Genomic DNA, 25,555 nt, shown 5'->3' with positions numbered 1-25,555 from the left:
GCCATGCCGTCCACCGAACATGAGACTGTTTTCACTTACGGCGCACCGGCACTCAAGTACGGCACCGGCGCGAGCGACGAGATCGGCTACGACCTCACGCAGTTCGGCGCCCGCCGGGTACTCGTGGTCACCGACCCGGTCGTCGCGGCCACCGGCTGGCCGGAGCGGATCGCGTCGGGCATCCGGGGGTACGGGATCGCGACGGAGACGTTCGACGGGGTGCACGTCGAACCCACCGACGTCAGCATGCAGAAAGCCGTGGACTTCGCCCGCGGGTCCGGCCCGTACGACGCATTCGTGGCCGTCGGCGGCGGCTCCAGCATCGACACCGCCAAGGCCGCCGACCTCCTCACCAGCAACGACGGCGAGCTGATGGACTACGTCAACGCGCCGGTCGGCGGCGGACGCGCGCCGGCCAACCCGCTGAAACCGCTGGTCGCGGTGCCGACCACCACCGGCACCGGGTCCGAAAGCACCACCGTGTGCGTACTGGACGTGCTGTCCCTGCGGGTGAAAAGCGGGATCAGCCACCTGCGGCTGCGGCCGACGCTCGCAGTGGTGGACCCGCGGCTCACGGTCAGCCAGCCCGCCGGGGTCACCGCGGCGAGCGGCATGGACATCCTGTGCCACGCGGCGGAAAGTTACACGGCCAAGCCGTACACGGAGTTCAACCGGAAACGTCCCGAGGAACGCGTGCCGTACTGCGGAGCGAACCCGCTGGCGGACATGTTCGCGGAGAAGTCGCTGCAACTGCTGTCGTGGGCGCTGCCCGCCGCAGTCCGCGACGGCGAGGACCTGGCGGCCCGCGAGGCGATGGCGCTGGCGGCGACGTTCGCCGGGCTCGGGTTCGGCAACGCCGGGGTCCACATTCCGCACGCCAATGCGTACCCGATCGCCGGTCAGGTACGGGATTTCCACCCCGACGGCTACCCCGGCGACGAGCCGATGGTGCCGCACGGCATGGCCGTCTCGCTCACCGCGCCGGCGGCATTCCGGTTCACCTTCGAGGCGTCGCCGGAACGCCACCTGCGCGTCGCCCGGCTGCTCGCACCGGACTTCGAATGGCCCGGAGATCTTTCCGGCCACCTGCCCGCGGTACTGACCACGGTGATGAACGAGATCGGCCTACCGGCGGGGCTCGGCGCGGTCGGCTATGGGGAGTCCGATGTGGACTCTTTGGTAGAGGGAACACTTAAACAGCAACGACTTCTGGCGACCGCACCACGCGCACCGTCCGAAAAGGACTTGGCGGAGATCCTGCGCGCGTCGGTGCGGTTGTGGTGAGTCGGGCTTCGCCTCGGTCTCGCGGGTGTCGAGCGTTGGTGACCGGCGTGGGGACACCTCCCGCCCCTCCCCGCCCGGCGGTTGGGCCGCCCCCGGCTTACTCGGCGTTTCCCCAGGTCACAGCTTTGCCCGAGAGGCCGGACCCACCCAGGAGGACCCACCGCGGAAGCCACCCGGGACCGGCCCGCTAGACTGAGCGGGCGGGCCGTTAGCTCAATTGGTAGAGCTGCGGACTTTTAATCCGTAGGTTCTGGGTTCGAGCCCCAGGCGGCCCACCACGACCGACATCCCCGCTGGCCAGCGGGGATGTTCTCGTCTGCGGATCTTGCGGGTGTTCGCGGTGATCTTGTGTGGGCTCGCGGTGGGCTCTCCCTGTGCGCCGAGCAGGAAAACCCTGTGGCGCCGGGGAAAAACACGGTTGAGAGCGTGCTTCGCCGCAGTGGGTTTGTGCTCTTTCCTGGTCGGCGTTACGGGTCAGTTCTGGGGTCTTCGGCGGCGGCTTCCGCATAGTCGCGGGCCAACCTCGGCAGCGCACTGACGTAAGCGTCGCCGGTGAGCACGATGCTGCTGTGCCCGAGCAGGTGCTGCACAGTCTTGCAGTCCGCGCCCGTGGCGAGGGACAGCCGACCGCACCGCAGGTCGTGCAGCCGAACCGGCGGCAGCCCCGCGCGGGTGTTGAGGACCCGGAAGAGACTGGTCAATGCGTTGGGCCGGATAGGGCGGCCATGCCGTTGAGAAACAGAGAACCCGCCGGGTCGCCGTCCTGCGCGGCGGGGTGGCCGTGCAGCAAGGCGACGGTGCCGTGGTCGAGAGCGATCACACGGTGGCTCGTGTCGCTCTTGGCTTGCCGATCTCGACCGTCGCGCCGACCTGCCGGATCTGGTGCGACACCGTCAGATACCCGGCGTCCATGTCGACGTCGCGCCGCCTCACGCCGATGGCCTCTCCGCGGCGCAGGCCGAGCAACACCAGCAGGTGGAACAGCGGGCAGAGCCGGTGGCCGCGGATCTCGCGTAGGAACGCCGCGGGCTGCACGGCCGTCCACAGCGCGCCACAAGGCGACCCGCGGCGGCGTCAACACCACCCGCATGCGGCGCCGCGCCCGGGGTCAACGCGACGAAACGAGCGGGGCTGCGGCCGATCAGCCCAGCCGCACCGCGGCGTTGAGCGCGGCGCGCAACGTGGCCTGGATGCGCTGCAGTGTGCCCGCAGTAACCGGCCTCTCCGCCGCGCCGGGTGTCCGGATGATCCCGGTGAACATCGCCTGCACCTGCGCATTGCTCAACTTCCCGAGCAGCCGATCGCCCAGATACGGGACCAGATACCCGCGCACATGCTGCCGGCAGCTGCGCAGCATCGACGCGCCCGGCCCGACCCGCGTGTCCAGCCACCGCCCGACCGTGATCGCCGCACCCGACAACTCTCCCGCAGGGGTCGCACGGGCGGGCGCGGGGCGCTGCGACGAGAACCGCCTCGGGGTCGGTAGTCGCCGGTTGGGCACTTTGGCAATTCTCAGTCACCCGCAGGCAACCGGACTTGTTCGCTAGAGCGATGCAGAAAATCGGTCCAGCTCCCTCCGGATGGGGCCGAAGCGCGGAATACGCACCCACCACCATCCGCGCGCGTCAGGCTCATCGCCGGCCAGCCGAAGGAGGACGCCCAGTTCGTCGACCTCCGTATACGACCGAAACCTCGAATCCACCTCACCGAGAGCGGAAACGAAATTGCTCGCGTCCTCCTCGGGAACCAACTCCAAACCTCCGGCAATGAAATCCCGAAGGGAGTCGGCTGCGATCAAGTCATGTGCACCCCAGACAGACCTGTCGTCATCGGGAAATTCAAGCTCTCCCTCCATCCGCGCCACGTGCTCATACCAACCGAGCAGCAACGTGACCATACCCAAGGAGCGAGCAGGGGCCACGCTGATCACAATCCGCTCGAGCCGGTCCACCTCGACGACTCCCAGGTGGCGACCAAGCCACTCACGGGCTTGAAGTTCTGACATGACATCACCGTCCCGGATAGTAGGCTGTCGATTTCCACGGCATGTCCCAGTTGACGATTACGCGAACCCCGCCATAGTCGAATCGGGATGAATTCTGCCCGTCAAGCTGACGCGGCCCGGCTTGCCTCAACGTTGTCTCAACCTCCGCCGCCGAGGGTCTACCCATTGCCGGATTCCCATCGCCCGTATGCCCATTCACGAACTCGGTGATCTCATCCAGGGAATACTCGCTACCGTGGAAGCCTTCACCGCCACGGCGGTCACCATTCTTACCTCCAAGTCCAACCCCGCAGTTCGGTCCCGAATTGTGCACGAGAACTGGCGTCAGGCCAGCGAGTACATAGTACGTGTGAGTGGTGTCGACGGTGAGGTTATACGTACGGAGGCTGCTGGCGTAGCGGTTGAGAGACTGGACGCCGGAATGGCCGCCACCAGGTGTATCGAGGAAGTCGCCTGGCCGGAGGCTGGCTGCGTCGGTCCAGGAATGGGTGCTGACGTCCCACCACAGGTGGTGCGCGGTGCTGGTGATCTTCTTGGGCCCGCCGGGGGTAGCGATCGTGACATCGACGAAGTCGCGGTCGGTGTCGGTGATGTGCAGGGCCAAAACCGGGTGGATCTCGGTCTGACCGTTTTCGGGTTGAGCGTTGCGGACCTTGTCGCCGACCTTGACTTGTTCGATCGGCTTCATCGTCCCGTCGGCCATGAGTATCGGGGTGGAACCGGCAAAGCTGTTGCGACAGGCTGTCGCAAGATCTTCGGCGACAGCTCGGCTTCCCGCGGCGGAACCTGGCGATTCGCGGAGTATTCCGGCACCCGCCAGCGCGCCGACACCCTGGTCGTATACGTCTGAAATAAGTGCAGACGTTCTGGCGTGGTCGACACATTCTTGAAAGTGCTCTACGCAATACGTGGCAGCTATTCTCTTTGCCCCGTCGATATCGTCCTGGTGCGTACTCAGATAGAGATACGCATTCCGGCAAGCCAAGCGTCCGAAACAAGCATAATTCTGACCCGCCTGCGGCGCCCAGTAGTCCTGTGCGTTGGAAGTCCACGACTCACCGTACGAACCGAACAAAGCGCCAAGCTGAAGACGGTTGTTGCCCGCCGGCGAGTGATCGGCAATCCACTCGTTTCGCGATGATCCGCCCCGGCGGTGCCCGGCTGGAGACGAAGGACCGCCATGGTTGGCCGGACGTCGTGCTTGAGTGCAACCGCAGATGTTCTGGTTCGAACCTCCGCAGCTCCAGCCGCCGTTGCGGCAGGCATCGCCGCCGCCCAGTTTGCCGCCGGGTAGGTGGCAGGCGCCGTCGGGGCCGGAGCACAGGCCCGATGGGTCGGACTGTCCCACCGGGTTGTCGTCGGCGTAGGCGTAGCCGTTCAACTGCTGCGGGTCGTCGGTCTTCAGCACCGGGTCGACCGTCGTGAAGCGGCCCGTCGCCGGGTCGTACTCGCGGGCGCCCAGGTGGGTCAGACCGGTCGTGTTCCGTTAGCCGCCCAGGTAGCCGTGTTTGTCCGGCCACGTCGTGGGAGCCGGGCCGCGCGAGACGCCCCAGGGGTCCTGCCAGCGTTGCGTGACGGCCAGGTTGTCGGCCTTGACGGTGGCGTACGTGGTGTTCTGAGTGTCCGCCATCGACCACGTCAGGCCGGTGCCGGTGTTGCGTTCGGCGACGGGCCGGCCGTTGAACGTGTAGAACCGGGTCCCGGTCGTGGTGGACATTCCGGTCGCGCGGAACAGTTCCAGGTCGTTGAAGGTCAGGGTGGTGCCGGTCGGGTCCTTGGTCAGCAGGAGGTTGCCGTCGGCGTCGTAGAGGTAGCTGGACACTTTGCCGCCGGCATCGGTGGCGGTGGCGACGTGGCCTTCGGCGTCGTAGGTGTAGGTCAGCCCCGCGCCGGTGAGAGTGCGGCCGGACGGGTCATAGGTGTAGGCGGCGTGACTGCTGCCGCCGGGGCCGGTGGTGTCCAGGGCCTGGAGCGCATGCGGTTGCGGCTGCCCGGCGTCGGGGTAGGCCGACGCCGCCGTGGTGTCCCCGGCAGCGCCATGCTGGGTTTGGGTGCGGCGGTTGCCGGTGGTGTCGTACGTCCACGACGTCCAGTACGGCGCGGCCCCGCCCATGCCGGTCGCGCTGGGGGCGGTGGCGCAGTCACCGGAGGTGGGGGTGAAGGCCTGGGTCAGGCGCTGGAGGTAGTCGTAGCTGAAGCATTGGGTGTCGGCAGGGGCGTCTTGGGGAGTGTCGGCGATGGAGGTGATGTTGCCTGCCGGGTCGTAGCCGTAGAACCGGTTGGCGATCATGAAGTTCGTCTTGGTTGCCCGCTCGGCCAGGGTCGTCGCGAGCCGGTTGGTGCCGTCGGCGTAGGTATGGGTGACCGCGATCTGGTTGGGCAGGGTGGGATCCTCGTAATTGGTCCGCAGCACCTGCCCGTACGGGTTGTAGTCGGTCCCGGAGACCAGCAGGGTGCCGCTGCTGCTGGCGTCCTGCAGGGTGATGGGTTTGTCCAGCGCGTCGTAACCGGTGATCATGGACTCGTCGGGCAAGCCGCCTGCGGAAGGGCTGCCGAAAGACCGGAGGACGTCGCTGAGCGGGTCGTAGCGCCACGAGAAGGAGTAGTTGCCGCCGAATCCGGCTTCGGCGATCGGGATGGTGAACCGGGAGTTGGTGACCCGGCCTGCGGTGTCATACGAGACGACACTTGCCGGGCGTGCAGAGAACGTCGCCTGCCCTGATGTTTGCGGCTTGATTTACTCGGAGCAACGTGACGAAGTTCGAATACCCTTGAGGCCACCACCTGTTGCATCCTGGATAAGGTGACTCACGTCAAGCGAGTCGCGAAGAACTAGGCCCGGTTTAAACTCACCCGAGTCACCATTGTGTGTCCAGACCTAATACGTCAGGTCAGCGACCAGACTTTCGCGAATTCGCGTATCCTCCCGGAGGAGGTCATCCTTCCGTGCCGCGATCGGGTCCGCTCCAGCGCGGACAGTGTCGGAGCAGGTTCCGGATCCGGGCTTCCGCTATCTGCACTATCCATGCGCCTTATCCGCGCTACAGCGGAAGACAGTGTGCCGGCGTTGCCGAGCGGATTCGGCGGCAACTGGTCGCCCATGGTTTCAGCCGCGGAAGGTGTTGATCTGTTGCCAGATGGTGTCGTGTGGTGCGTCGTGATCGTCGAGGTTGCCCAGCGCCTCGACTGCCTCGATCACGGCTGATGCGTGGCTTCGCTGGTCGGGGTGTTGCTGCCAGTATGTCTGAGGAATCTTCAGTACCGCGGTGAGCAGGTCGCCAGGGTAGAAGTCGCCTTCGGCGAGTGGGTTCCGCTCGAGGCGGGTCAGCGCGACGGGGACCAGTATGTCCACACTCTCCTGCTGCAGCAGGAGCACGCGGAGATCTTCGGTGCCCATGGTGCTCACCGGCTTGTGGCGCAGCTCGTAGACGGTCTTGATCAGCCGGGTCGCGTCGGCCGGTGGGCTGCCCCAGCGGTGGTCCTCGATCTGCTCGAGGGTGAGCGATTCGTCGACGTCAGGACTGGTCCCCATGGCTCCTCGTGTCAGCTGTCGGGTGGTGTACTCGGCGCTGCTATCCGCGTGGTACCCACTGCTCACTGTAGTCGAGCAGGCGGCTGGCTTCGGACAGCTCGGCCTTGATGGCAGGCCGGTCCTCGGGCGACAGTCGTGAGTCGCCGAGCTGGCGTTTCAGCCGGTTGATCTGGTTCACAAGGCCGTTCTGGGCCTCCCGGACTTCAGTGACATGGTCCCAAGGGGTGCCGTCCGCCTTGCGGGCCACGACTTCTCCGTTCAGCTCGCGGCGAGCCCCGTCAAGGTCCTTGTCGGTGAGGTGCTCCTTGAGCCGATCCGTCTTGGTGGGCGGGGCCGGGCGGTCAAGCACGGCATCGCTGAAGGTGGCGAGGCCGTTCACCGTGAGGGCGCCGATGCCGGCCAGGAAGCTCCCGGCATCATCGAGCCAGCTGGGCTCTTGCGGCGCGACGTCCGCTTCGGCGTCAAGCTGGTCCGAGATGGCGTTTCCGGCGTCGGCCAGCTGCGCTCGAGCGCGGTTCAGCGTGTCGTGGGCCGCTTGCCTACCCGATTCCCCCGGATCGGTGAACGGCGGTGAAGGTCGACTGGTGGCCTGCGCCTCGGCCGTCGCGGCGGCGTGCCGGGCTTTGGCTTGCTGGGTGGCAGATTGGGCGTTGTTCCACTGGGCGATGGCTTCGCCTGCTTGGGTCTGGGCCCAGCGGAGCGTGCGCGCGTAGTCGGTCAGCAGCGATCCACCGCGGTGCAGGGCGTCGGCGGTGTCGAACCACTTGTTCGGTTCATAGCTGAACTTGTCGTGGAACACGTGGGCGGCGGTGCCGTCCCAGGCTCCGGTGTCGATGGCTCTGAGTCCGTCGGCAGTTTGGCCGGCGTGATCGCCGCGGACGTTGAGGACGCGCGCGTTTTCCTCGATCGCTTCGGGATTGCCTGGGACGAGGGCTGTCGAGTCGGTGGCTTCTCCGAGCGTCCGCGTCGTGTCCGTACCGGCTGGCGTCGCCGCACAAACCACGCAGCTTCGTTTGATGCCGCTCGCGGCTTCCTCGATCTTATCGACGTCGACATGGAACCCATGACGATCCATGACTCGATCGCCGATGACAAGTGACCAGCTTGTCGTGAGCGCAGCCGGTTCGGTGATCAGAGCATCGTCGACACGTGCTCAACAGTCTCCCGCTCCACCAGGGCGCCATCCTCCGAGCGACCGTGATTCAGGAAACAGGGTTAGCGACGCGAAGGGAAATCCGGTACCCGGCGTTCCGCGAACGCGCCGAGGCCTTCCCGGGCATCCGCAGACGTGAACGCAACCTGTCCATACTCAGCCTCCCGGCGGAATGCCTGCTCCTGGGGGAGATCGCCGAGACGGAGGGCTGCTTCCTTGATCGTCGCGAGGGCGGTGCCGCTTTTGCCGATCAGCCGGTGGGCGCACTCCAGCGCCGTTTCGAGCACCTGCGCTGCCGGTACCACTTGGTTCAGCAATCCGTACTGCAATGCTTTCGCCGCCGGGATTCGTTCTCCCTGGAGCATCAGTTCCATTGCCCACACGTACGGGATCTGCCGGGTGAGGCGGGTGAGCGTGCCGCCGGCGGGGACGACGCCGACGCCGCTTTCGGGTAAGCCGAATTCTGCGGTGTCGGCGGCGATGCGGAGGTCGGTGGAGAGCATGATTTCAAAGCCTCCACCGAGGCAGAGACCGTTGACCGCGGCGATCACCGGTTTGTACAACCGGGTGTGCTTCTGGTGGGCGGCATCCCATTCGGAGATGTCGAAACGGCCCTCCGCCAGTGCGGGGATGGACTCGGTGAGATCGGCGCCGACGCAGAAGGACCGGTCGCCGCTGCCGGTGAGGATGGCTACGGCGATCGAATCGTCGTCGCGTACCTCGGCGAAGGCGGCGCCGAGTTCCTCGTACATCGCCAGGGTCAGCGCGTTGAGTTTGTCCGGGCGGTTGAATCGGATGATCGCGACCGCGTCCTGGCGGTCCAGCGTGATGCCGACCATCAGATCACTCCTTTCGCGCGCAGGTCGGCGATGCGCTGCTCGTCGAGTCCGGCGAGGGCGCGGAGGACGGAATCGGCATGTTCGCCGACTTTCGGGGCCAAGCCGCGTGGTTGCGTCGGCGTGGTGCCGAGCTTGATGGGCGAGCCGAACATACGCAGCTCCCCGAAATCGGGATAGTCCACCTCGACGATCATGTCCCGCGCGGCGATGTGCGGGTCGTCGACGACCTCGCCGATATTCTTCACTGCGCTGAGCGGTACTGCATCGCCGACGATTTCTTCCAGCTCCGTTTTCGTCCGCTGTTCGAACCATTTGTGCAGCAGCGGCCGGATCCGCCGTTCGTAGACCTCGGGTTCGAACCGTTTGCCCATGGTGTCGATTTCCGGATCGTCGGCGAGTTCGGGTTCGCCGAACAGGTGGCAGGAAAGACGCCAGAACTTGTCGGTGTAGCCGCCGAAAAAGACGAAACCGTCCTTGCACGGGTACAGCTCGTAGGGCTTGACGAACGGGTGCTCGTTGCCGAGCGGACCGGGTACCTTTCCGTCCACTGTGTACGAGACGACCGCGTTCTCGGTCAGGCTCAGCACCGAATCCTGCTGGGAGACATCGACAAGCTGCCCCTGCCCGGTCTTCTCCGCGTGCCGCAACGCCGCCAGTGTCCCGATGACGGCGTACAACGTCGCGGACAGGTCGCCGATGATCGTCCCGACCCGCGCTGGTGGGCGGTCCGGGAAACCGTTCATCGACCACAGCCCGCCGGTGGCCTGTGCGCTGTTGTCGTAGGCCGGACGTCGCCGGTACGGGCCGGTTTGGCCGTAGCCGGAGATCGCCGTGTACACCAGGGCCGGGTTCTGCGCACGGAGCACGTCGTAACCGACCCCGAGCTTGTCCATCGTGCCGGGCCGGAAGTTCTCGACCAGCACGTGGGCGCTGCGGGCCAGCTCTTTGAGCACTTCCTTACCGTCCTCAGTGGACAGATCGAGGGTCAGCCCGAACTTGTTCCGGTTGTACTGCGCGAAGAACCCGCTGAACTCCTCGTCGCCCGCGGTGAGCTTCGGCGGGAAATCCCTGGCATAGTCGGGTTCCCGCGGGTTCTCGATCTTGATCACGGTCGCACCGAGGTCGGCCAGCAGCATCGAACAGAACGGACCGGCCACGACCCTCGTGATGTCGAGGACCACGATGCCGCGCAGCGCGCCTTCGGACAGGCCACCGGGCAGCATGCCGGCGAGCGCACCGCCGTCGTTGATCGTCATCTTCACCCCTGTTCGTCAGTCCACCCGGACCCGCGCCTCGAGAAGAGTCCCGCACGACGGACTGTAGAACTCGTCCATCAGCACGCGGCGGCCCTCGGTGCGCGGCCGGACGCGGACCCCCGACTCGGCCAGCCGGTCCGCGGCTGCCAGCGTGACCTTCCGCGCTTCGTCGTGCCAGTCTTCGCCCGTGCCGAGGCGCGCGCCACTCGCGGGCACGTACCAGCCGTCGGCGTCACGGCACGGCGCGGACGAACCGGCAGGCGAAGCCGGTAGCACGGTCGCCGCGGGCGTGGCACCGATGCGTTGCTGACGCACCTCGGCACGCGCGGCCAGGGTGGCGGACTCGTCCGCGACACCGTCGGTGAGAACCACGCCGTACGTCCGCCGCGCGGTTTCCACAGTAACGTAACCATCCCGGACATCCGCGGCGACGAGCTGCGGGTCACGCAACAACGGGTCACCGTATCCGCCACCACCCGCAATCCATTGCACCAGAACGTCTCCGGCACGGATCGGCACCGACTGCTGGTTGATCGCCAGCACTTCACGCTCCGCCGCATCCAGCGTGTCGCGAGTCGGGACCCGTCCGTCGGCAAGCAGCCGAGCGACGTCGGTCTGGCGCCAGACCTCGTGCCCGCTGCCGCCGCCGGGCAGCCCGCCACCGTACCCATCGGCAGGCACCTGGGCACTGGGCGCGAACACCGTCTGAGTCACCTCCTGCGCGCCGTGCAGGGTCCACGCGAAGCGCAAGCCGAGACCACCACGATGTGCGCCGTGCCCGGCGCTTTCGGTGTTGAGCTGCTTCCACAGGTACAGCACCGGGTAGAGCATCTCGTTCATTTCGACGTCCGGCAGCATGTTGTTGACCTGCGTCATCATCCCGGCGCAGTCGAGCCCGTCTCGGTCGGGCTGTGCACCCGCGCCCATGCCGCCACCGTCCATGTTGAACAGCACGAAGTACTCGCCGTCATCGGTCGTACCGGCGGAGATCCCGCCCGTCCACGAATCGCCCCACACTCCTTGCGTGCGATCGCGGACGGTGTCGTCGCCGGACGTGCGGCAAGCGTCGTTCATGAGTTTCGTGACGACGCGGCTGACGCGGGCGCCGGTGGTGAGGTGGCCGTTGCTGATCGGCGCCGGGGGCCGCGGGTTCACGATCGACCCGGGTTCGGCGACGATGTCGAACGCCGTCATCACGCCTTCGTTGAACGGGACGTCCCAGGCCAGGATCGGCACGATCGCGGACGCGACGCTGCCGACCAGCGCGCCGTAGCTGCAGTTGATGAAGCCGTCGGTCTGTTCGCTGGACCCGGTGAAGTCGAAGGTGATCTGCTCGTCGCGTTTGGTCATGGTGCACGCGACGCGGTACAGCTCGTCGACGTGCCCGTTGTGCTCGGTCCATTCCTCCGCGGTGTAGATGCCGTCGGGGATTTCGCGGACGCGGTCGCGCACGACGCGCTCGGCCAATTCGAAGGAAAGCCTGGTGTAGTCCCGGAACCGGGGCAGGCCGAACTCCTCGACGGTACCCAGCAGCCGCCGGATTCCGGTGTTGTTGCTCGCGACGAGACTGCGCACGTCGTTCCAGAACAGCGCGGGCACGCGGACGTTGTTGAGCAGAATCCGGCGTACCCACTCGACGGGTTCGCCCTTCTCGAAGATCTTGACGCCGGGCGGAAGGCGGAGCGCCTCGGCGTAACAGTCGTGCGCGCCCGGCGCGAACCCGCCGGGCGTCATGCCCCCGACGTCGACGAGGTGCGCCTGCGACTGCGCCCAGCCGATCAGTTCGTCGCCGTGGAAGATCGGCGAAATCACGTTGGTGTCCGGCGGATGGCTCGCACCCGCGGTGTGCGGGTCGTTGGAGATGAACGCATCCCCCGGCGCGAGTGGCTCGCCTTCGATTGCCTTGACCAGGTTCTGCACGGCAACGCTGCCGGAGCCGATGTGGAACTGGACGTAGTCGGAGTAGGCGTAGATCCGGCCGGTGGGGTCGAACAGCGCGGTGTTGAAGTCACCGGCCTCGGTGATCACCGGGGAGCCGGACGAGCGGATCATCGCGATGCCCATCTCCTCGACGATCGAGTCGAGACGCATCCGGATCACTTCGAGGGTGACCGGGTCGAAGCCCTCGGGGAGAATGTTTGGCGTACTGGTCATGGGAAGTCTCCTTCGGCGAGGGCGTCAGTGGTCGGCGAGGTGCAGCAGGAAGTCGCCGGTGCCGGTCAGCTCCACGGTGGCGCCGCTGGGTACGTACACCGTGGTGTCGGGCTCTTCCAGCAAGCACGGGCCGGACGCACTCCCGAGCGCCCCGAAGCCGCGGTGGACGTCGACTTCCACCCGCGTACCGGTTAGGGGCTCCAGAACGGCGCGGCGGGACAGTTCGTGCTTCTCCTCACCAGCCTCGGCGACGTGCCGGACGGTCTGCACATCGCTGCGCCCGACGGCCCGTACGCGCGAGTTGACGAGCAGGATCTCCGCCTCGGTCCACGCGGTGCCGGCGCCGAATTCCTCTTCGTAGTCGGCGATGAACCGGGCGCGGAGCACGTCTTTGTCGGCTTCGCGGAACGTGCCGGCGGGCAGCCGGGTGGTCACCTCGAAGATCTGGCCGACGAACTTCATGTCGGCTTCGCGGTAGAGCTCGCGGTGGTCTTCGGGGATTCCCTCGTTCTCGAACCAGGCCTGCGCCCGCTGCTCCAGTGCGCTGAACTCGTCGTCCAGCGCAGCCGCGGGCCGGTCCATCGTCCACGGGCTCGTCCGCACGGCGGAGAACACGGAGTCGGCATGCATCAGGCCGTGCGCGGAGAACACCGCCGCATTGCGCGGGATCACGACCTCGCGGACCCCGGCCTCCGCGGCGATGCCTGCCGCGAACAGCCCGCACGCACCGCCGAAGCCGACGAGAGTGAACTCGCGCGGGTCATGTCCGCGGTTGACGGTGATCTTGCGGAGCGCGTTGGACATCTGTGACGTCGCCAGCCGGTACACGCCCTGGGCCGCGGTGTCTTCGTCGATGCCCAGCGGTTCGGCCACGTGCTTGTGCAGCGCCGCCCTCGCTTGGTCCTCGTACAACGGAACGGTGCCGCCGAGGTAGTAGTCCGGGTTGATCAAGCCCAGCACGAGCGCAGCATCGGTGACCGCCGGACGCGTGCCGCCCTTGCCGTAACACGCCGGGCCCGGGTTGGAACCCGCGCTCTGCGGGCCGACGCGCAGCAGGTTGCGGCCGTCGACCCACGCCAGGCTGCCGCCGCCCGCGCCGATCGTCTCGATGTCGACCGCGGTCAGGCTCGTCGGCAGGCCGCCGATTTCCGCGCGGGGCAGCAGCCGGAACTCGTCGTCGATGATCGCGGCCGCGTCGAGGCTGGTACCGCCCATGTCCGCAGTCAGCACCCGGCTGCGCCCGAGCTGCTTGCCCAGCAGCCGCGCGCCGGTGACGCCGCCGACCGGTCCGGAGTTGAACATCGAGATCGGCGCGTTGCCGGTTTCCTCCACCGACAGGAAACCGCCGTGTACCTGCATGATCTGGACTTTCGCGCACAGCCCCCGGCGCCGGAGCTCGTCGGCGAGATGATCGAAGTGCGACGCCACGATCGGCTTCACCGCGGCGTCCAGCGCGGTGGTGACCATGCGCTCGTACTCGCGGTAGACCGGGGTCAGCCTGCTCGACAGCGTGTACGGGAGGCCTGGGTGGTGCTGGTCGAGGTAGTCCCCGATCGCCTGCTCGTGCGCCGGGTTGCGGAACGACCACAGCAGGCACACCGCGATCGCCTCCGCGCCGGTCGCCGTCACCGCGTCCACGGCGGCGGCGATCGCGTCCTCGGTCAGCGGGACCAGCACGCTGCCGTGCGCGTCGACCCGCTCGGCGACCTCCACGATCCGCCGCCGCTCCACGATGTCCGGCGGAGGAGCCATTTCGTGCGGGTCCCGCTCGTCCGTGCGGGCCGACCTCGCGATCCGCAGCGTGTCACGAAACCCTTGTGTGGTCAGCAATCCCACCGCGGCGTACTTCTGCTCGTCCACCGCGTTCGTGACGATGGTGTTGCCGAGCACGAAGCGGTCGACCGCGGCGAAGAAATCGGCCTCGGCCATCCCGGCCCGCTCCCGCAGAACCGCCAGTGCGTCCAGGATTCCGGTGGTCACGTCCTTGGTCGAGAACGCTTTGCCGCGAATCGCGCGTCCGTCGACGACCGCGACGGCGTCGGTAAACGTGCCACCGACGTCGATGCCCACGTGAAGCGTCATGCTCGCTGTCTCCCTTGACTGCGTCGGTGCTGATCGTGCCAGGGACGGTACGTGCGCGGGTCCGTTCAGAGTATGTATGGTCCATCCAGGATTCCCCGGCTCTTCCCAGACCATCGGCACATGCGAAGGAGGCAGGCCATGGCCGAGACGCTCCCGGTCGACGTCGTCATCGGCCTGCTGAACGCCGCTTCCGCCGAGCCCGAAATCGACCTCGACGCACTGGTGTCGAAGCTGTCGCTGCCCGAGCAGGACGCGATGCGGATCGGCTACGAACTACGGCATCTGCGTGCGACGTCGCAGCGCTGGCGCCGCCGCGGCCAGGAGCTCGCCGCGCTGTTCTCCTCCGCCCGCGAGCTGGCGCAGCTGCGCGATGTGGACGAACTGCTCGGCCGCCTCGTCGAGCGGGCGCACGACCTGATGGGTACGGATGTCACGTACCTGTCGGAGTACGACGCGGAGACGTCGGAACTGCGCGTGCGCACCACGCTCGGCACGGTCGCCCCGTCGTTCCTCGGCCTGCGGGTGCCGCCTGGAATGGGCCTGGCAAGCCAGGTCGTCGAGCGGCGCCGGCCATTTTGGACCTCCAAGTACGCCACGATGACCCAGGCGCCCCACGATTCGGGCATCGACGCCGCCGTCGACGCGGAAGGGCTCGTGTCCCTGCTCGGCGTACCGCTGCTCGCGGGCGAAGAGGTGATCGGCGTGCTGTTCGCGGCGAACCGCGTCGAGCACGCGTTCTCCCCGGACGAGATTTCCCTGTTGTCGGCCTTCGCCGATCACGCTGCCGTCGTGCTGCAGACCGCGCGGTTACTGGCCCGCACCCGGCAGTCGGCCGACGAAACCCACCGCGCCTACGGCGAACTCGCCCGGCATGTCGAAGCGATGGAACGGGCGAGCGAGGTCCACAGCGACCTCACGAGTCTGGTGCTGGAAGGCGGCGAAGCCACCGACGTCGCCGCCGCGCTCGGCCGGGCGCTGCGGTGCCAGGTCACGATCCTCGATCTCGGCCACCTCGATGACCAGGCCGCGGACGCCGTGGACGTCAGCCGGCGCAGCGGCCGGTGCGCGCCCGCGGGCGAGGGAAGGTACGTCGTGGCCGTCCTCACCGGGCCGACGCTGCTCGGTGCTCTCCTTCTGCAGCAAGGAGAAGTCGAGTTCGGCCCGGTGGAACGCCGAACCGCGGAACGGGCCGCGCAGATCACCGCGCTGCTCAACCTCAAGCAGGACGCCATGTTGGACGCCGAGCAACGCGTCGGGAGCGACCTGCTGGCCGATCTGCTTTCCGACAAGGCGGAGCGGCGCACCGACATCGGTGCCAGGGCCCGTGCTCGCGGGATCCGGCTGGACACGTTGTGCGCGCTTGTCGTGGTGTCCGTCCCGACCGAACTGCGCCGCGAAGCGGTACGGGCCCTGCGCCGCACGGCCGGGCTGGCGGGCGAACACGCCGACCGCATCGTGGTGCTCACCGCCGAACCCGACCCCGGCAAGGCGAGCACGCTCGTCCACGCGACGGTCGCGCGCGCGATCCGCTCCCCGGTCCTGGCCGTCGGCGCCGCCATCGACGACGTGACCGAGGACCTCCGAGCGGACGTAGAGGCGGCGTCGGCGTGCCTGCGGATCCTGCCTGCGCTCGGCCGGAACGACGCAGCCGTCACCGCCGACGAGTACCTCCCGTACACCGCCCTCTTCGGGCCGGGCGAGAAACGCGTGGCGGCGTTCGTCCAGCGGGTCATCGGCCCGATCCTGGACTGGGACGCGGAACGCTCCACCAAACTCCTGCCGACCGTCGCCGCGTACCTCGGCAACCGGATGAGCCCGGTCGCCACCGCACGTGCGCTCCACCTGCACAAGAACACCGTGCTCCAGCGCCTCGAGCGAACCGCCGAACTACTCGGCGGCGACTGGCAGGAGCCCGACCGGCTGTTCCGGATCAGCGTCGCCATTCGCCTTGCACAGCTGACCAAAAGCCCATAGTCGTACGGTCAGCAGTGGGCAATCGGTCCGTTCCCGGACGCGTTGCCGGACACTAGCGTCCTGCCTCGTACCGCAGCCACGTCGAGGTGGGGAGGGGCGCCATGCCGCGCACCAGTCGTATCCAGGGTCTCCGCGACCTGTCCGTCGAAGCCCGGCGGAAGTCGGTCGCCGAAGCCGCCGGCGTCGGGGCCGCGGACATCGCCGCTTTCGATCCGGGGCAGGGGCTGAGCCTCGGCCAGGCCGACCACATGATCGAGAACGTGACCGGGATGCTGGGGGTGCCGCTGGGGGTCGCCACGAACTTCGTGGTCAACGGCACCGAGGTACTGGTGCCGATGGCCACCGAGGAAGCGTCGGTCGTCGCGGCGGCAAGCAACTCCGCCAAGGTCGCCCGCCTCCACGGCGGGTTCACCACCTCGTCGAGCGCACCCGTGATGCAGGCTCAGGTGCAGATCGTCGGCGTCGCCGACCCCGAGGCCGGGCGGGTCCGCCTGCTGGAAGCGCGGGACGAACTGATCGCCCTCGCGAACGAACAAGACCCGAAGCTCGTCGAGTTTGGCGGCGGGGCACGCGATATCACCGTCCGGCTCGTCCCGTCGCGCGCCGGTACCTACGTGGTGGCGCATCTGCGGGTCGACGTCCGCGACGCCATGGGTGCGAATGCGGTAAACACGATGGCCGAGGCGGTCGCGACCCGGGCCGCCGAAATCGCAGGCGGGAACAGCCTCCTCCGCATCCTCACGAACAAGGCCGACCTCCGGCTGTCCCGCGCCCGCGCGGTGTTCGACGCGGAAGCGCTCGGTGGCGCGGAGGTCGTCGACAACATCATGCACGCCGCCGCACTCGCCGAGGCCGACCCGTACCGAGCCGCGACCCACAACAAGGGGATCATGAACGGCATCACCGCCGTCGTGCTCGCCACCGGAAACGACACCCGCGCCGTCGAAGCAGGCGCGCATTCGCACGCGATCTCCCCCGCCGGGCGGTACACCTCCTTGTCCCGCTTCGAAAAGAACGCCGACGGAAACGTCGTCGGCAGCATCGAACTGCCGATGCCGGTCGGTCTCGTCGGCGGCGCGACGAAGGTGCACCCGACCGCGCAGGCCGCGGTGAGGCTGCTCGGCGTCACCACGGCCGCGGAACTGGCGGAGATCATCACGGCGGTCGGGTTGGCGCAAAACTTCGGCGCGGTACGGGCGCTCGCCACGGAAGGCATCCAGCGCGGTCACATGTCCTTGCATGCACGCAATATCGCCACGACTGCCGGAGCGACGGCGGGTGAAGTCCGGGCAGTGGTGGCGCGGCTTATCGCGGAGAAGAAGGTACGGGTGGATTACGCGGAGGAGGTGCTGGCCGACCTCCGAGCCGACCGGTGATGCCCGGTGATGCCCGGTGATCAGGGCACCACCGTCTCCCACTCCACCATCAGGCGGTACCGCTGCGGGAATTCGACGCTACGGCACAGGCGGGCACCATGGCAGCCGTCCGCTCTCCTCGCCGGGCTTGATGCCGCAGCCGGTCACCTCACGGCACAGTGAACTCCGTCAGCACGGCAAGGTGGTCGGAGTTCCAGCCGTTGCCCCCGCCGAAGGTCGACGAGCTCCGGACCGAAATTCCGTTGCCTCGATAGAACAGGAAGTCGATCCGGTCCTGCGGTTCGGGGCGGCCGTTGTTGTTCTTGACCACCGGGGACCAGGTGTTGCCCGGCTGGGCGGCCGGGTCCGGGTGCGCCGTGCGGTACGCGTCCCGCAGTCCCTTGGCCTCGAACGCCTTCGTGGTCGGCCAGGCGACCGCGTAGCCGCAGTGCGCCGGCTTCGTCGCGTTGGTCCAGTCCAGATGCGACGGGGAGTTCAGGTCACCGCCGAGGATGGCCGGTGACGAACCCGTCCACTCGGCGATCTGCTCGGCCTGGCGCTTGCGCCGCGACTCGTCGGACAGGATCGTCTGCACGCTGTCGTGGTCGAAACATGCGTTGTACGGGCCGTACTTCTGATAGTCGAGGTGCGCCGAGTACACCCACACCCCGGCGATGCGCGCGGCGATCACGCGGGCGCCGGTGTCGCTCCACGACGTCCAGTCCTGCTTCTCGATCGGCAGCTTGCTGATCACGTCCACGTCCCAGCCCTCCGACGTATGCTGCCAGCCGAGCTTCTGCGCGATCTTGCCGGTCGCCCCGTTGCCGGTCTCCTGCAGCGCGACGACGTTGGCGCCGGACCGCCGGATCGCGTCGATGGCCACGTCCAGGCCGCCGCCGTGGGTGCCCTCGTTCCACAGGTTGTACGTGAGCACCCGCAGGGTGGTCGCCGCATGCGCGGTCCCGGCGGCGACGGTGGACAGCAGCGCAACCACTGTGGCCAGCAGCGCGACCACGATTCGTCGGAGCTTTCCCATGCTGTTCCTCTCCCAGTACGGCATCGGGGTGCGGCGTTCATGGACAAGGTGGACCACCCGGACCTTCCGGCGAAAGATCAGGTCCGGTAACACGCGGTGAAATCCTTCACGAACAGGACTTACCGGGCCGATGCTAAGCCCGCCGAGCGTCCGCCGGAGATTTCCTGTGGTCTCCCCGCAAACCGCTCTTCAGCGCAGCAACGCCACGGCGCACTGGCCGAGCAGCCAGCGCTCGGCCTTGGCCAGCGACCATCCGTTGTCCTCCGTGAGGCACAGGTAGCCGTTGTAGCCGAAGTAGAACCACAGCACGTCGGTGGCCTGCCGGGCGTCCTTGCCCTCGGCAAGCGCGCCCAGCCCGTGCAGCCGCTCCGCGACCGCGGCCAGCGTGCCCCGGTAGCGCTTGGTGGCATCGCGCAGCCCTTCGGCAGCCGCCTCGTCGTGCGGGGCCGCCGCCAGCAGCACGCGGATGACGCTGCCGTGGTCCTCGCGGATCGCCCGGCTGGCCGAGGCCACCAAGGCCAGTACCTCGCGCGGGTCGGTCAGCTCGGCCAGCCGCGTCCGGCTGTCCTGCAGGATCGGCGAGGTGCCCCATTCGTCGACCAGGATCTGCAGCAGTCCGTGCTTGCCGCCCGCGGCGTACACCGTGCCCGGCGCGACGCGGGCCAGCTCCGCGATCTCGTCGACCTTCGCGCCGAAGAACCCCTTGCGCGCGAACAGCTCCCGGGCGGCATCGATGATCGCCCTGCGGGTCGCCTCCGCGTAGTCCGCCCGCCGTCCCTGCGTGCCGGTAGTCATGGGAGGCCATTCTACAAGCTCAACTCACCTGAGTCGGACTCATCTGAAATGAGCTACACTTCGCCCACCTGACCGAATCGGACGAGGGGCTGCACGTGCCGGTGGAGACGGACTTCGTGGTGGTGGGAGCAGGCGCGGCCGGATGCGTGCTGGCGGCCCGGCTGAGTGAGGACCCCGGCTGCCGGGTCCTGCTACTGGAGGCCGGGACGACCACCGGCGACGAGCCGGCGGCCCGTACCCCGGGGAACGCGTTCCAGCTGCTCACCGGCCCGATGTCGTGGGGTGACCGCTCCACGCCGCAGTCCGCGCTCGGTGGCCGCCGGATCGGGCTGGCGCAGGGCCGCGGGCTCGGCGGTGGCAGCAGCATGAACATGATGGCGTGGTTCCACGGCCGTCCCGAGGACTACGACACCTGGCAGGACAGGGGCGCAACCGGCTGGTCATGGGACGACGTCCGGCCCGTGCTGCGCGACATCGAGGACAACGACTGCGGCGGCGGCGACCGGCACGGCACCGGCGGGCCGATGGCGATCAGCTCGGTGCGCGACGCCGGTGCGCTGGCACTCACCTTCGTGGCCGGCGGGGTCGAGCACGGGCTGCCGCTGGTCGAGAACTTCAACGGCCCGTTCGGCGAAGGGGTGGGCTTCGTACAGAGCAACACCCGCGACGGGCGGCGGCACAGCGTCGTGCACGGGTACCTCGGCCCGGCCCGCCACCGGGAAAACCTGGTCGTCGCCAACGGCAGGCTGGTCACCTCGGTCATCCTGGACGGCAAGCGGGCGGTCGGGGTGCGGGTGGGTGGCACCGAGGTAGCGGCCCGCCGCGGGGTGGTGCTGTGCGCGGGCGCGCTGCGCACCCCGCAGCTGCTGATGCTCTCCGGGCTCGGTCCGGCCGGGCACCTCGCCGAGCACGGCATCCCGGTGACCGCCGACCTCGCCGGGGTCGGTGCCGACCTGCAGGACCACCCGATGGTCACGCCGGTGTGGCCGGTCCTCGACGGCAGTCCACTGTGGAACACCCTGACCGATGCCGACCTCCGTGACTACCGGCTGCTGCGCCGCGGCCCGCTGGCCTCGCTCACCCAAGCGGCGGGGATGCTGCGCAGCGGCGCGGACCGTCCGGTGGCCGACCTCCAGCTGACGCTGACCCTGCTCGGCATGACCGCCGAGATGACCCTGATCGAGGATCCGGTGGTGACCTGCGCGGTCAGCCTGCTCGACCCGGACAGCCGGGGCACGGTGCGGCTCGCCGACGCCGATCCGGCCAGCCCCCCGCTGATCGACCCCGGCTTCCTCACCCGGGACGGCGACCGGGCGCGGCTGCGGGCCGGGCTGCGGCGGGTACGGGACCTGTTCCGCACTCCCCTGCTGGCCAAAGCCACCGGCGGCGAACCCCGTACCCCGCAGGACTGGTCCGACGCCGATCTCGACACCTGGATCAGTGGCAACACCGGCAGCGAATGGCATCCGGCAGGCACCTGCCGGATGGGCACCGACGCCAGTGCCGTCGTCGACCCGCACACCATGGCCGTCCGCGACGTGACCGGCCTCTTCGTCGCCGACGCCTCAGTCATGCCCACGATCACCCGCGGCAATACCCAGGCACCGACGATCATGATCGCCGAGCGGGCCGCATCCCGCATCGCCGCCGCCTGAACCCTGCGGACAATCCCCTGATGAAAGGCGCCCCACATGCCCACGCACAGCCTCGACGACAACGTGAGCCTGTACTACGACATTCTCGGCGACTCCGGCCTGCCGGGTGAACCGGTTCTGCTGGTGACCGGTACGAGCACGTCGATCGGCCACTGGACGCCGGCAATTCTCGAAGGTCTCGCGGCCGACCGGCGGGTGATCGTCTACGACCACCGTGGCATGGGCGGATCCTCGGCGTATACGGAGCCCGTGTCGATGGCATCCCTTGCGGCAGACGCCATTGCGCTGCTCGACGAACTCGGCGTCGGCCCGGTACACGTGGTCGGATGGTCGCTGGGCAGTGCCGTGGCACAGGAACTCGCGCTTGCCCGCCCCGATCTGGTGGCGTCGCTGGTGCTTTACGGCACCTGGGCGCGCGGCAACGAATTTCAGCGCAGCCTCACCGCCGGACTACGTTCCCCGTGGGCGCACGGTGATCTCGAAGGCGGAATCGCCGCGCTCGGTGTGGCATTCTCGCCGGAGTTTCTCGACAGCCCGGAGTTCGGCCAGGTCATCACGGCCGTGCTGCCGCTGTTCCCGCAGACCGAGGAGCAGATCCAAGCCGTTGTCCGGCAATGGGATGCAGACCTTGCCCACGACATCCTCGACCGGCTGCCCGCAATCGACCGGCCGACAACGGTCCTGGTCGGCGAGCAGGACATCCTCACCCCGCCCCGCCAGTCCCGCACCGTCGCCGACGCAATCCCGGACGCGGAGTTCGTCCTCGTCGAGGGCCCGGGCGCAAGCCACAGCCTCCACGTCGAGCGTCCTGATGAATGGCTCGAGCACGTTCGCGCCCACCTCGAGCGCTGCGAGTAAATGCACCGCGTGGAATAGAAGACCAATAGGCACGGCCACCGGTAATTCGGGGCAATAATCGTCGGAATTCGGCAGTTATCGGAAGTACGAAAACTGCTCTGGCATACTGCCGAAATGCGACTCAGTGGGAGAATCGGGTCCGTGCTGCCCGGTCCGAGGTCGACGCCGTTCAGTTTCTGGTACCTCGTGCTGCTGGTGGCCACCTCCATCACGCGGCATCTGCTCGACCCGGCAACGGCGCAGCAGCTCCTCACCATGGCCAGCAGCAACACGCAAAACCTGGCGGACCGCCCACTGCTCAGTCTGCTCACCAGCGCACTCGTGCTCAAGGGTGACGACGACTGGGGACTTCTCGTGCCGTTGTTCCTGCTCGCTGCCGCGCCGCTCGAGCGGCGGGTCGGGGCACGGTGGACGCTCGCGGTTTTCGCCTTCGGGCACGTCTTCGCGACGCTGGCGACCGAGCTTCCGGCCGGGTGGGCCCAGTCCACCGGGCGGCTGCCGGCGGAGACGGCGCAGTGGGTGGACGTCGGGGCGAGTTACGGGCTCTTTGCCACTGCCGGAGCGCTGATGCCGATCCTGGCGACGCGGACGCGGTGGTGGATCCTCCCCTTGGTCGAGCTGGCCATCGTCGGCCTGATTTTCGTGGAGGACCCCACCGCCCCGTTGACGATCATGACCTTCGCCGGTCACCTGATCGCGTTCCACTCCGCGATTCTGGTGTGGTGGCGGCTCCTGCGGCGGCGCGGATTGGTGGCCACGCTGCGGATTCCCGACCTCTCGGTAGCGCAGCGTGACGACGCCCCGCCCATGAAGGCATCTACGTAGGTGGTCTGAACTGGCGAAGCACTTGGCCGAGGGGAGCCTGACGCGGGCACACTGGTTCAGTGCAGCGAGATGACGATTTCGGGACGGCGCTCCGGACGTTCCGGGAGCAAACACCACCCGAGGCGGCCGGGATTCGTCCGACGCTCCCGACGGAACGCCGGGTCCCCGGGTTGCGACGTGGTGAACTCGCGCGGCTGGCAAAGGTGTCGGAAGAACACCTGAGGCGCCTGGAACAAGGCCGACGCAAACCGTCGCGGGAAGTGGTCGACGCGCTGGCCAGCGCGTTACAACTGGCACCCGGGGAGCACGAACGGCTCCGGCTGCTTGCGGGTTTCGCGCCACTGTCCAAACCGGACCGTCCACCCGCGCCTACCAGTCAGCGGTACGTCGACCGACGAATGCCGAGCGAGGTCACCCCACCAGCGCAGCGGTTGCTGGATCGCCTGGACGTGCCGGTTTGCGTGTGTGACGCAGCATGGACCGTCCTCGAAGGAAACCCTCTGTGGGACGGACTCCAGTGTGGCGGAAAGGTTTCCGGGAAGTACGAACGGAACGTAGCGTGGCGGCTCTTCACCAACGCACCCACCGCGGTCGTGCGGTCGCCGGAGTACCTGGCCGCCTTCAAGTCCACAGTGGTCACCGGGCTCCGCGCGGCGACGCGGCGTTACCCCGGCGATCCGCGGCTGCATGAGCTGATCGCCGACCTCCGTGCGTCCGCCAGCGATTTTCCCCGATGGTGGACGCATGCGGAACCGGGCAACCATCCGGATCGGCTGGTCGTCCACCACAATGGACGCGACCGCGATCGGACCGGACACCAGGATCTCCTCGACAAGGACATCCTCATCATCGAGCCGGGTGACCTGCGGGTGGTCGTGTTCACCCTGGCCGATCAGGCAGCTTCCAGCGGCTCCATATAGAACCGCGACCGCTTGATCACGCCGTCCTCTTCCTCTGCGACCACCACTCCCCGCTGCTGGAATCCCGGGGTGTCGTCGCTCGCGAATTCCCATTCGCCCCAGATTTCCGGGCCGTTCTCGACGCGCGCGACGATGGTTGCCCGGACGGTCGGATAGACGCCGAAAATCGCCTCCCAATTGCGCCGGACGAATTCGACTCCCGTCGTCGACCGGGCCGGATGCGCAGGCCAGACCACCGAATAGTCCGGCGCAAAGCATGCGGTGAGGGCGTCGATGTCGTGGGCGTTGATCGCATTGACCAGGCGGTCGACCGCGGATTCAGGCACGTTTTCTCCCTTGTTCAAGATCATCTTATCCGCGCGCCGCACACCCCCGGGTGGTCCACTTTGTACCCCTCAGCAGGATTCCCAGAACTCGGTGAGAATTTGCGCCCCCTGAGCCGGATCCTGCGTCATCCACCAATGCCCGAGCCCGTCGAGCGGGGCGACGCGAGCACCGGCGCGAGCCGCCGACCGGCGACGTTGCTCGACAGTCCCGACCAGGTGATCCTCAGTCGCCAGCACGACGAGCCCCGGACGCTCCGCTGCGCGTTCCAGGTTCCGGCCGAGCTCGGTCATCACCGGTTTTGCGGCAGATCGATAGAGCGCGAGCACGGCGCGGCCCATGTCCTCGTTCATCCCCGCGGCAACCTTTCCGGCGACCGACTCATGCATCCCACCGGCGACGAGCCGCGCGGTCCGCACCTCAAGCGGGGCACCGAAAATTTTCGCCACCGACGCCTCGCCGACCTCCGGTTGCTGCCACTGCTGAGCCAGCTCATGCCAGACGTAATCAGGGTCGAACGCGCCGATCGTGTCGTTCACCCAGCTGCGGACGAGTTCCGGGCGCGCCATGACCGCGTTGAGCACGTGCCCACCGCCCCAGTCGTGGCCGACCAGGTCGACCGGCTCGGGAAACCGCTCGAGCTCGCCGATCAGCCAATCGCGATACTCGCCGACGGTCGCACCGAACCCGGCAGGCAACGGCGCCCCGAAACCAGGCGGGGACAGGCACACCACCGGTCGCGCACCCAGCTCGGCAAGCAGCGGCTCCCACAGCGACGGGGTCTCCGGGTTGCCGTGCACGAAGACGGCGGTCGTTTCACTCATCGGGTTGCTCCTTCGGTCGGTTCACCACCACTCTAGCCATACTTGTTGGTTGGCTGACAAGTATGTAGCCTGGAATGATGCCGCGCCGGAGTCAGCAGGAACGCCGCGACCAAGCTTCAGCCGCCTTGGTTGAAGCGGCGGCCGAACTGGTCGTGGAGCAGGGCGTGCGGGCGGTCACGCTGGCGGCTGTCGGTGAGCGGGCGGGGTACAGCCGCGGGCTGGTCACCCATCATTTCGGGAGCAAGGCAGCGCTGCTGGAACACCTCGCCCGCGCGACGCAAGCCGGTTTCGTCCCCGGACTCGACGCGCTGCCACCCGGGCTGGAGCGGCTGCTGCGGCTCATCGACGGGTACGTCCGGCAGCTGGGCAACGCGAGCGTGCTCAGCCGGGCTTTCGTGCTGCTGTGGGCAGAATCGATGACCGATCCGGAGCTGGCCCCGCTCTTCCGCGAGCGGGACGAGGCCTTCCGCGCGGACCTGCGGGCGGAAATCGCCGCAGGGATCGCCGGTGGTGACATCCGGGAAAACGTCGAGCCGGACGAGGTTGCCGTGGCGGTGGTCGGCCAGCTGCGGGGAATTGCCCTTCAACGACTGCTTGCGCCGGAGGCAGTGCGTCCGAACCGCTTACGCCACACGGTGACGGACACCTGGCGTCGAGCGTTGAGCCGCTAGATCTCGGCTGCGT

Annotated in this window: 25 protein-coding genes and 1 tRNA gene; 9 read left to right on the top strand and 17 right to left on the bottom strand. The window is 67.9% G+C overall.

Annotated features, from left to right (window positions below):
• Positions 1-3 precede the first annotated feature (3 nt).
• Complete coding sequence (locus OO71_RS18055) at positions 4-1,284, top strand: hydroxyacid-oxoacid transhydrogenase (protein ID WP_033290974.1); 1,281 nt, start codon at positions 4-6, stop codon at positions 1,282-1,284.
• A gap of 202 nt (positions 1,285-1,486) precedes the next feature.
• Positions 1,487-1,562 (top strand) — tRNA-Lys (locus OO71_RS18050).
• Between the two features lie 189 nt (positions 1,563-1,751).
• Here the strand turns inward: OO71_RS18050 and OO71_RS47515 are convergent.
• From OO71_RS47515 to OO71_RS18000, 13 genes are all read right to left on the bottom strand, one after another.
• Complete coding sequence (locus tag OO71_RS47515) at positions 1,752-1,985, bottom strand: site-specific integrase (RefSeq protein ID WP_051791679.1); 234 nt, start codon at positions 1,983-1,985, stop codon at positions 1,752-1,754.
• Positions 1,982-2,104, bottom strand: coding sequence for a hypothetical protein (locus tag OO71_RS52950; RefSeq protein ID WP_281178437.1), 123 nt, complete (start codon positions 2,102-2,104; stop codon positions 1,982-1,984). The genes OO71_RS47515 and OO71_RS52950 overlap by 4 nt, the downstream gene beginning before the upstream one ends.
• Positions 2,101-2,319: a hypothetical protein gene (locus tag OO71_RS47510; protein WP_051791678.1), complete on the bottom strand. Its 219-nt coding sequence runs from the start codon at positions 2,317-2,319 to the stop codon at positions 2,101-2,103. The genes OO71_RS52950 and OO71_RS47510 overlap by 4 nt, the downstream gene beginning before the upstream one ends.
• Before the next feature lie 106 nt (positions 2,320-2,425).
• Positions 2,426-2,785, bottom strand: a complete 360-nt coding sequence (locus tag OO71_RS18040) for a hypothetical protein (protein ID WP_156096369.1) — start codon at positions 2,783-2,785, stop codon at positions 2,426-2,428.
• 42 nt (positions 2,786-2,827) lie between these two features.
• Complete coding sequence (locus OO71_RS18035) at positions 2,828-3,289, bottom strand: hypothetical protein (RefSeq protein WP_033290972.1); 462 nt, start codon at positions 3,287-3,289, stop codon at positions 2,828-2,830.
• A gap of 4 nt (positions 3,290-3,293) precedes the next feature.
• Positions 3,294-4,760, bottom strand: coding sequence for a polymorphic toxin-type HINT domain-containing protein (locus tag OO71_RS52250; RefSeq protein WP_281178441.1), 1,467 nt, complete (start codon positions 4,758-4,760; stop codon positions 3,294-3,296).
• A gap of 15 nt (positions 4,761-4,775) precedes the next feature.
• Positions 4,776-5,822, bottom strand: coding sequence for an RHS repeat domain-containing protein (locus OO71_RS52245; RefSeq protein WP_156096367.1), 1,047 nt, complete (start codon positions 5,820-5,822; stop codon positions 4,776-4,778).
• A 573-nt stretch (positions 5,823-6,395) separates the two neighbouring features.
• Positions 6,396-6,821, bottom strand: coding sequence for a contact-dependent growth inhibition system immunity protein (locus OO71_RS18025; RefSeq protein ID WP_033290971.1), 426 nt, complete (start codon positions 6,819-6,821; stop codon positions 6,396-6,398).
• 40 nt (positions 6,822-6,861) lie between these two features.
• The gene (locus OO71_RS18020; RefSeq protein WP_084145018.1) at positions 6,862-7,896 is read right to left on the bottom strand and encodes a putative T7SS-secreted protein; all 1,035 of its coding nucleotides are present in this window, start codon (positions 7,894-7,896) and stop codon (positions 6,862-6,864) included.
• Positions 7,897-8,036: 140 nt separating this feature from the next.
• A complete protein-coding gene (locus tag OO71_RS18015) occupies positions 8,037-8,813 on the bottom strand; it encodes an enoyl-CoA hydratase/isomerase family protein (RefSeq protein WP_033290970.1) in 777 nt (258 codons plus the stop codon).
• Positions 8,813-10,069 (bottom strand): CaiB/BaiF CoA transferase family protein, encoded by a 1,257-nt coding sequence (locus OO71_RS18010; protein WP_084145053.1) that lies wholly within the window; start codon positions 10,067-10,069, stop codon positions 8,813-8,815. The genes OO71_RS18015 and OO71_RS18010 overlap by 1 nt, the downstream gene beginning before the upstream one ends.
• 15 nt (positions 10,070-10,084) lie before the next feature.
• Positions 10,085-12,223: a hydantoinase B/oxoprolinase family protein gene (locus tag OO71_RS18005; RefSeq protein WP_033290969.1), complete on the bottom strand. Its 2,139-nt coding sequence runs from the start codon at positions 12,221-12,223 to the stop codon at positions 10,085-10,087.
• Between the two features lie 24 nt (positions 12,224-12,247).
• Positions 12,248-14,305: a hydantoinase/oxoprolinase family protein gene (locus OO71_RS18000; protein WP_033290968.1), complete on the bottom strand. Its 2,058-nt coding sequence runs from the start codon at positions 14,303-14,305 to the stop codon at positions 12,248-12,250.
• A 138-nt stretch (positions 14,306-14,443) separates the two neighbouring features.
• Here OO71_RS18000 and OO71_RS17995 point away from each other — a divergent pair, with 138 nt between their 5' ends.
• The gene (locus tag OO71_RS17995) at positions 14,444-16,279 is read left to right on the top strand and encodes a helix-turn-helix domain-containing protein (protein ID WP_033290967.1); all 1,836 of its coding nucleotides are present in this window, start codon (positions 14,444-14,446) and stop codon (positions 16,277-16,279) included.
• A gap of 86 nt (positions 16,280-16,365) precedes the next feature.
• The gene (locus OO71_RS17990) at positions 16,366-17,655 is read left to right on the top strand and encodes a hydroxymethylglutaryl-CoA reductase, degradative (RefSeq protein ID WP_281178436.1); all 1,290 of its coding nucleotides are present in this window, start codon (positions 16,366-16,368) and stop codon (positions 17,653-17,655) included.
• Between the two features lie 148 nt (positions 17,656-17,803).
• On the opposite strand, the gene OO71_RS17985 is transcribed toward OO71_RS17990, so the two are convergent.
• Positions 17,804-18,670, bottom strand: a complete 867-nt coding sequence (locus tag OO71_RS17985) for an endonuclease/exonuclease/phosphatase family protein (RefSeq protein WP_033291280.1) — start codon at positions 18,668-18,670, stop codon at positions 17,804-17,806.
• A gap of 189 nt (positions 18,671-18,859) precedes the next feature.
• A complete protein-coding gene (locus OO71_RS17980) occupies positions 18,860-19,465 on the bottom strand; it encodes a TetR/AcrR family transcriptional regulator (RefSeq protein WP_033290965.1) in 606 nt (201 codons plus the stop codon).
• Positions 19,466-19,560: 95 nt separating this feature from the next.
• On the opposite strand from OO71_RS17980, the gene OO71_RS17975 reads away from it, so the two are divergent.
• The 4 genes from OO71_RS17975 (at position 19,561) to OO71_RS17960 (ending at position 23,723) form a co-directional block, all read left to right on the top strand.
• The gene (locus tag OO71_RS17975; RefSeq protein WP_051791675.1) at positions 19,561-21,120 is read left to right on the top strand and encodes a GMC family oxidoreductase; all 1,560 of its coding nucleotides are present in this window, start codon (positions 19,561-19,563) and stop codon (positions 21,118-21,120) included.
• Positions 21,121-21,156: 36 nt separating this feature from the next.
• The gene (locus OO71_RS17970) at positions 21,157-21,978 is read left to right on the top strand and encodes an alpha/beta fold hydrolase (protein ID WP_033290964.1); all 822 of its coding nucleotides are present in this window, start codon (positions 21,157-21,159) and stop codon (positions 21,976-21,978) included.
• 114 nt (positions 21,979-22,092) lie between these two features.
• Entirely contained in the window at positions 22,093-22,803 is a 711-nt protein-coding gene (locus OO71_RS17965; protein ID WP_211260547.1) for a rhomboid-like protein, read from the top strand.
• 59 nt (positions 22,804-22,862) lie between these two features.
• Positions 22,863-23,723, top strand: coding sequence for a helix-turn-helix transcriptional regulator (locus tag OO71_RS17960; RefSeq protein WP_051791674.1), 861 nt, complete (start codon positions 22,863-22,865; stop codon positions 23,721-23,723).
• On the opposite strand, the gene OO71_RS17955 is transcribed toward OO71_RS17960, so the two are convergent.
• Entirely contained in the window at positions 23,696-24,049 is a 354-nt protein-coding gene (locus tag OO71_RS17955; protein WP_211260546.1) for a nuclear transport factor 2 family protein, read from the bottom strand. The genes OO71_RS17960 and OO71_RS17955 overlap by 28 nt on opposite strands.
• A gap of 69 nt (positions 24,050-24,118) precedes the next feature.
• Complete coding sequence (locus OO71_RS17950) at positions 24,119-24,871, bottom strand: alpha/beta fold hydrolase (RefSeq protein ID WP_033290963.1); 753 nt, start codon at positions 24,869-24,871, stop codon at positions 24,119-24,121.
• 77 nt (positions 24,872-24,948) lie between these two features.
• Between OO71_RS17950 and OO71_RS17945 the strand changes: the two genes are divergently transcribed.
• Positions 24,949-25,542 carry a TetR/AcrR family transcriptional regulator gene (locus tag OO71_RS17945; RefSeq protein ID WP_033290962.1) on the top strand — a complete coding sequence of 198 codons (594 nt, stop codon included), beginning with the start codon at positions 24,949-24,951 and terminating at the stop codon, positions 25,540-25,542.
• The last annotated feature ends 13 nt before the right edge of the window (positions 25,543-25,555 follow it).

Origin of the sequence: Amycolatopsis jejuensis (assembly GCF_000717335.1) — a bacterium.
GTDB classification, from domain to species: Bacteria; Actinomycetota; Actinomycetes; order Mycobacteriales; family Pseudonocardiaceae; genus Amycolatopsis; species Amycolatopsis jejuensis.
Note: the sequence above shows the minus strand (reverse complement) of the source record. Positions and strands in the feature narration are given on the sequence as shown.

Bases quoted from the DNA above. Each gene is read 5' to 3' on its own strand.
- OO71_RS17970 (WP_033290964.1), top strand. From the start codon at position 21,157: ATGCCCACGCACAGCCTCGACGACAACGTGAGCCTGTACTACGACATT.
- OO71_RS17965 (WP_211260547.1), top strand. From the start codon at position 22,093: ATGCGACTCAGTGGGAGAATCGGGTCCGTGCTGCCCGGTCCGAGGTCG.
- OO71_RS18020 (WP_084145018.1), bottom strand. From the start codon at position 7,896: ATGGATCGTCATGGGTTCCATGTCGACGTCGATAAGATCGAGGAAGCC.
- OO71_RS18010 (WP_084145053.1), bottom strand. From the start codon at position 10,069: ATGACGATCAACGACGGCGGTGCGCTCGCCGGCATGCTGCCCGGTGGC.
- OO71_RS18025 (WP_033290971.1), bottom strand. From the start codon at position 6,821: ATGGGGACCAGTCCTGACGTCGACGAATCGCTCACCCTCGAGCAGATC.
- OO71_RS17985 (WP_033291280.1), bottom strand. From the start codon at position 18,670: ATGGGAAAGCTCCGACGAATCGTGGTCGCGCTGCTGGCCACAGTGGTT.
- OO71_RS17980 (WP_033290965.1), bottom strand. From the start codon at position 19,465: ATGACTACCGGCACGCAGGGACGGCGGGCGGACTACGCGGAGGCGACC.
- OO71_RS17950 (WP_033290963.1), bottom strand. From the start codon at position 24,871: ATGAGTGAAACGACCGCCGTCTTCGTGCACGGCAACCCGGAGACCCCG.
- OO71_RS18035 (WP_033290972.1), bottom strand. From the start codon at position 3,289: ATGTCAGAACTTCAAGCCCGTGAGTGGCTTGGTCGCCACCTGGGAGTC.
- OO71_RS18000 (WP_033290968.1), bottom strand. From the start codon at position 14,305: ATGACGCTTCACGTGGGCATCGACGTCGGTGGCACGTTTACCGACGCC.
- OO71_RS17945 (WP_033290962.1), top strand. From the start codon at position 24,949: ATGCCGCGCCGGAGTCAGCAGGAACGCCGCGACCAAGCTTCAGCCGCC.
- OO71_RS17995 (WP_033290967.1), top strand. From the start codon at position 14,444: ATGGCCGAGACGCTCCCGGTCGACGTCGTCATCGGCCTGCTGAACGCC.
- OO71_RS18015 (WP_033290970.1), bottom strand. From the start codon at position 8,813: ATGGTCGGCATCACGCTGGACCGCCAGGACGCGGTCGCGATCATCCGA.
- OO71_RS18005 (WP_033290969.1), bottom strand. From the start codon at position 12,223: ATGACCAGTACGCCAAACATTCTCCCCGAGGGCTTCGACCCGGTCACC.
- OO71_RS18055 (WP_033290974.1), top strand. From the start codon at position 4: ATGCCGTCCACCGAACATGAGACTGTTTTCACTTACGGCGCACCGGCA.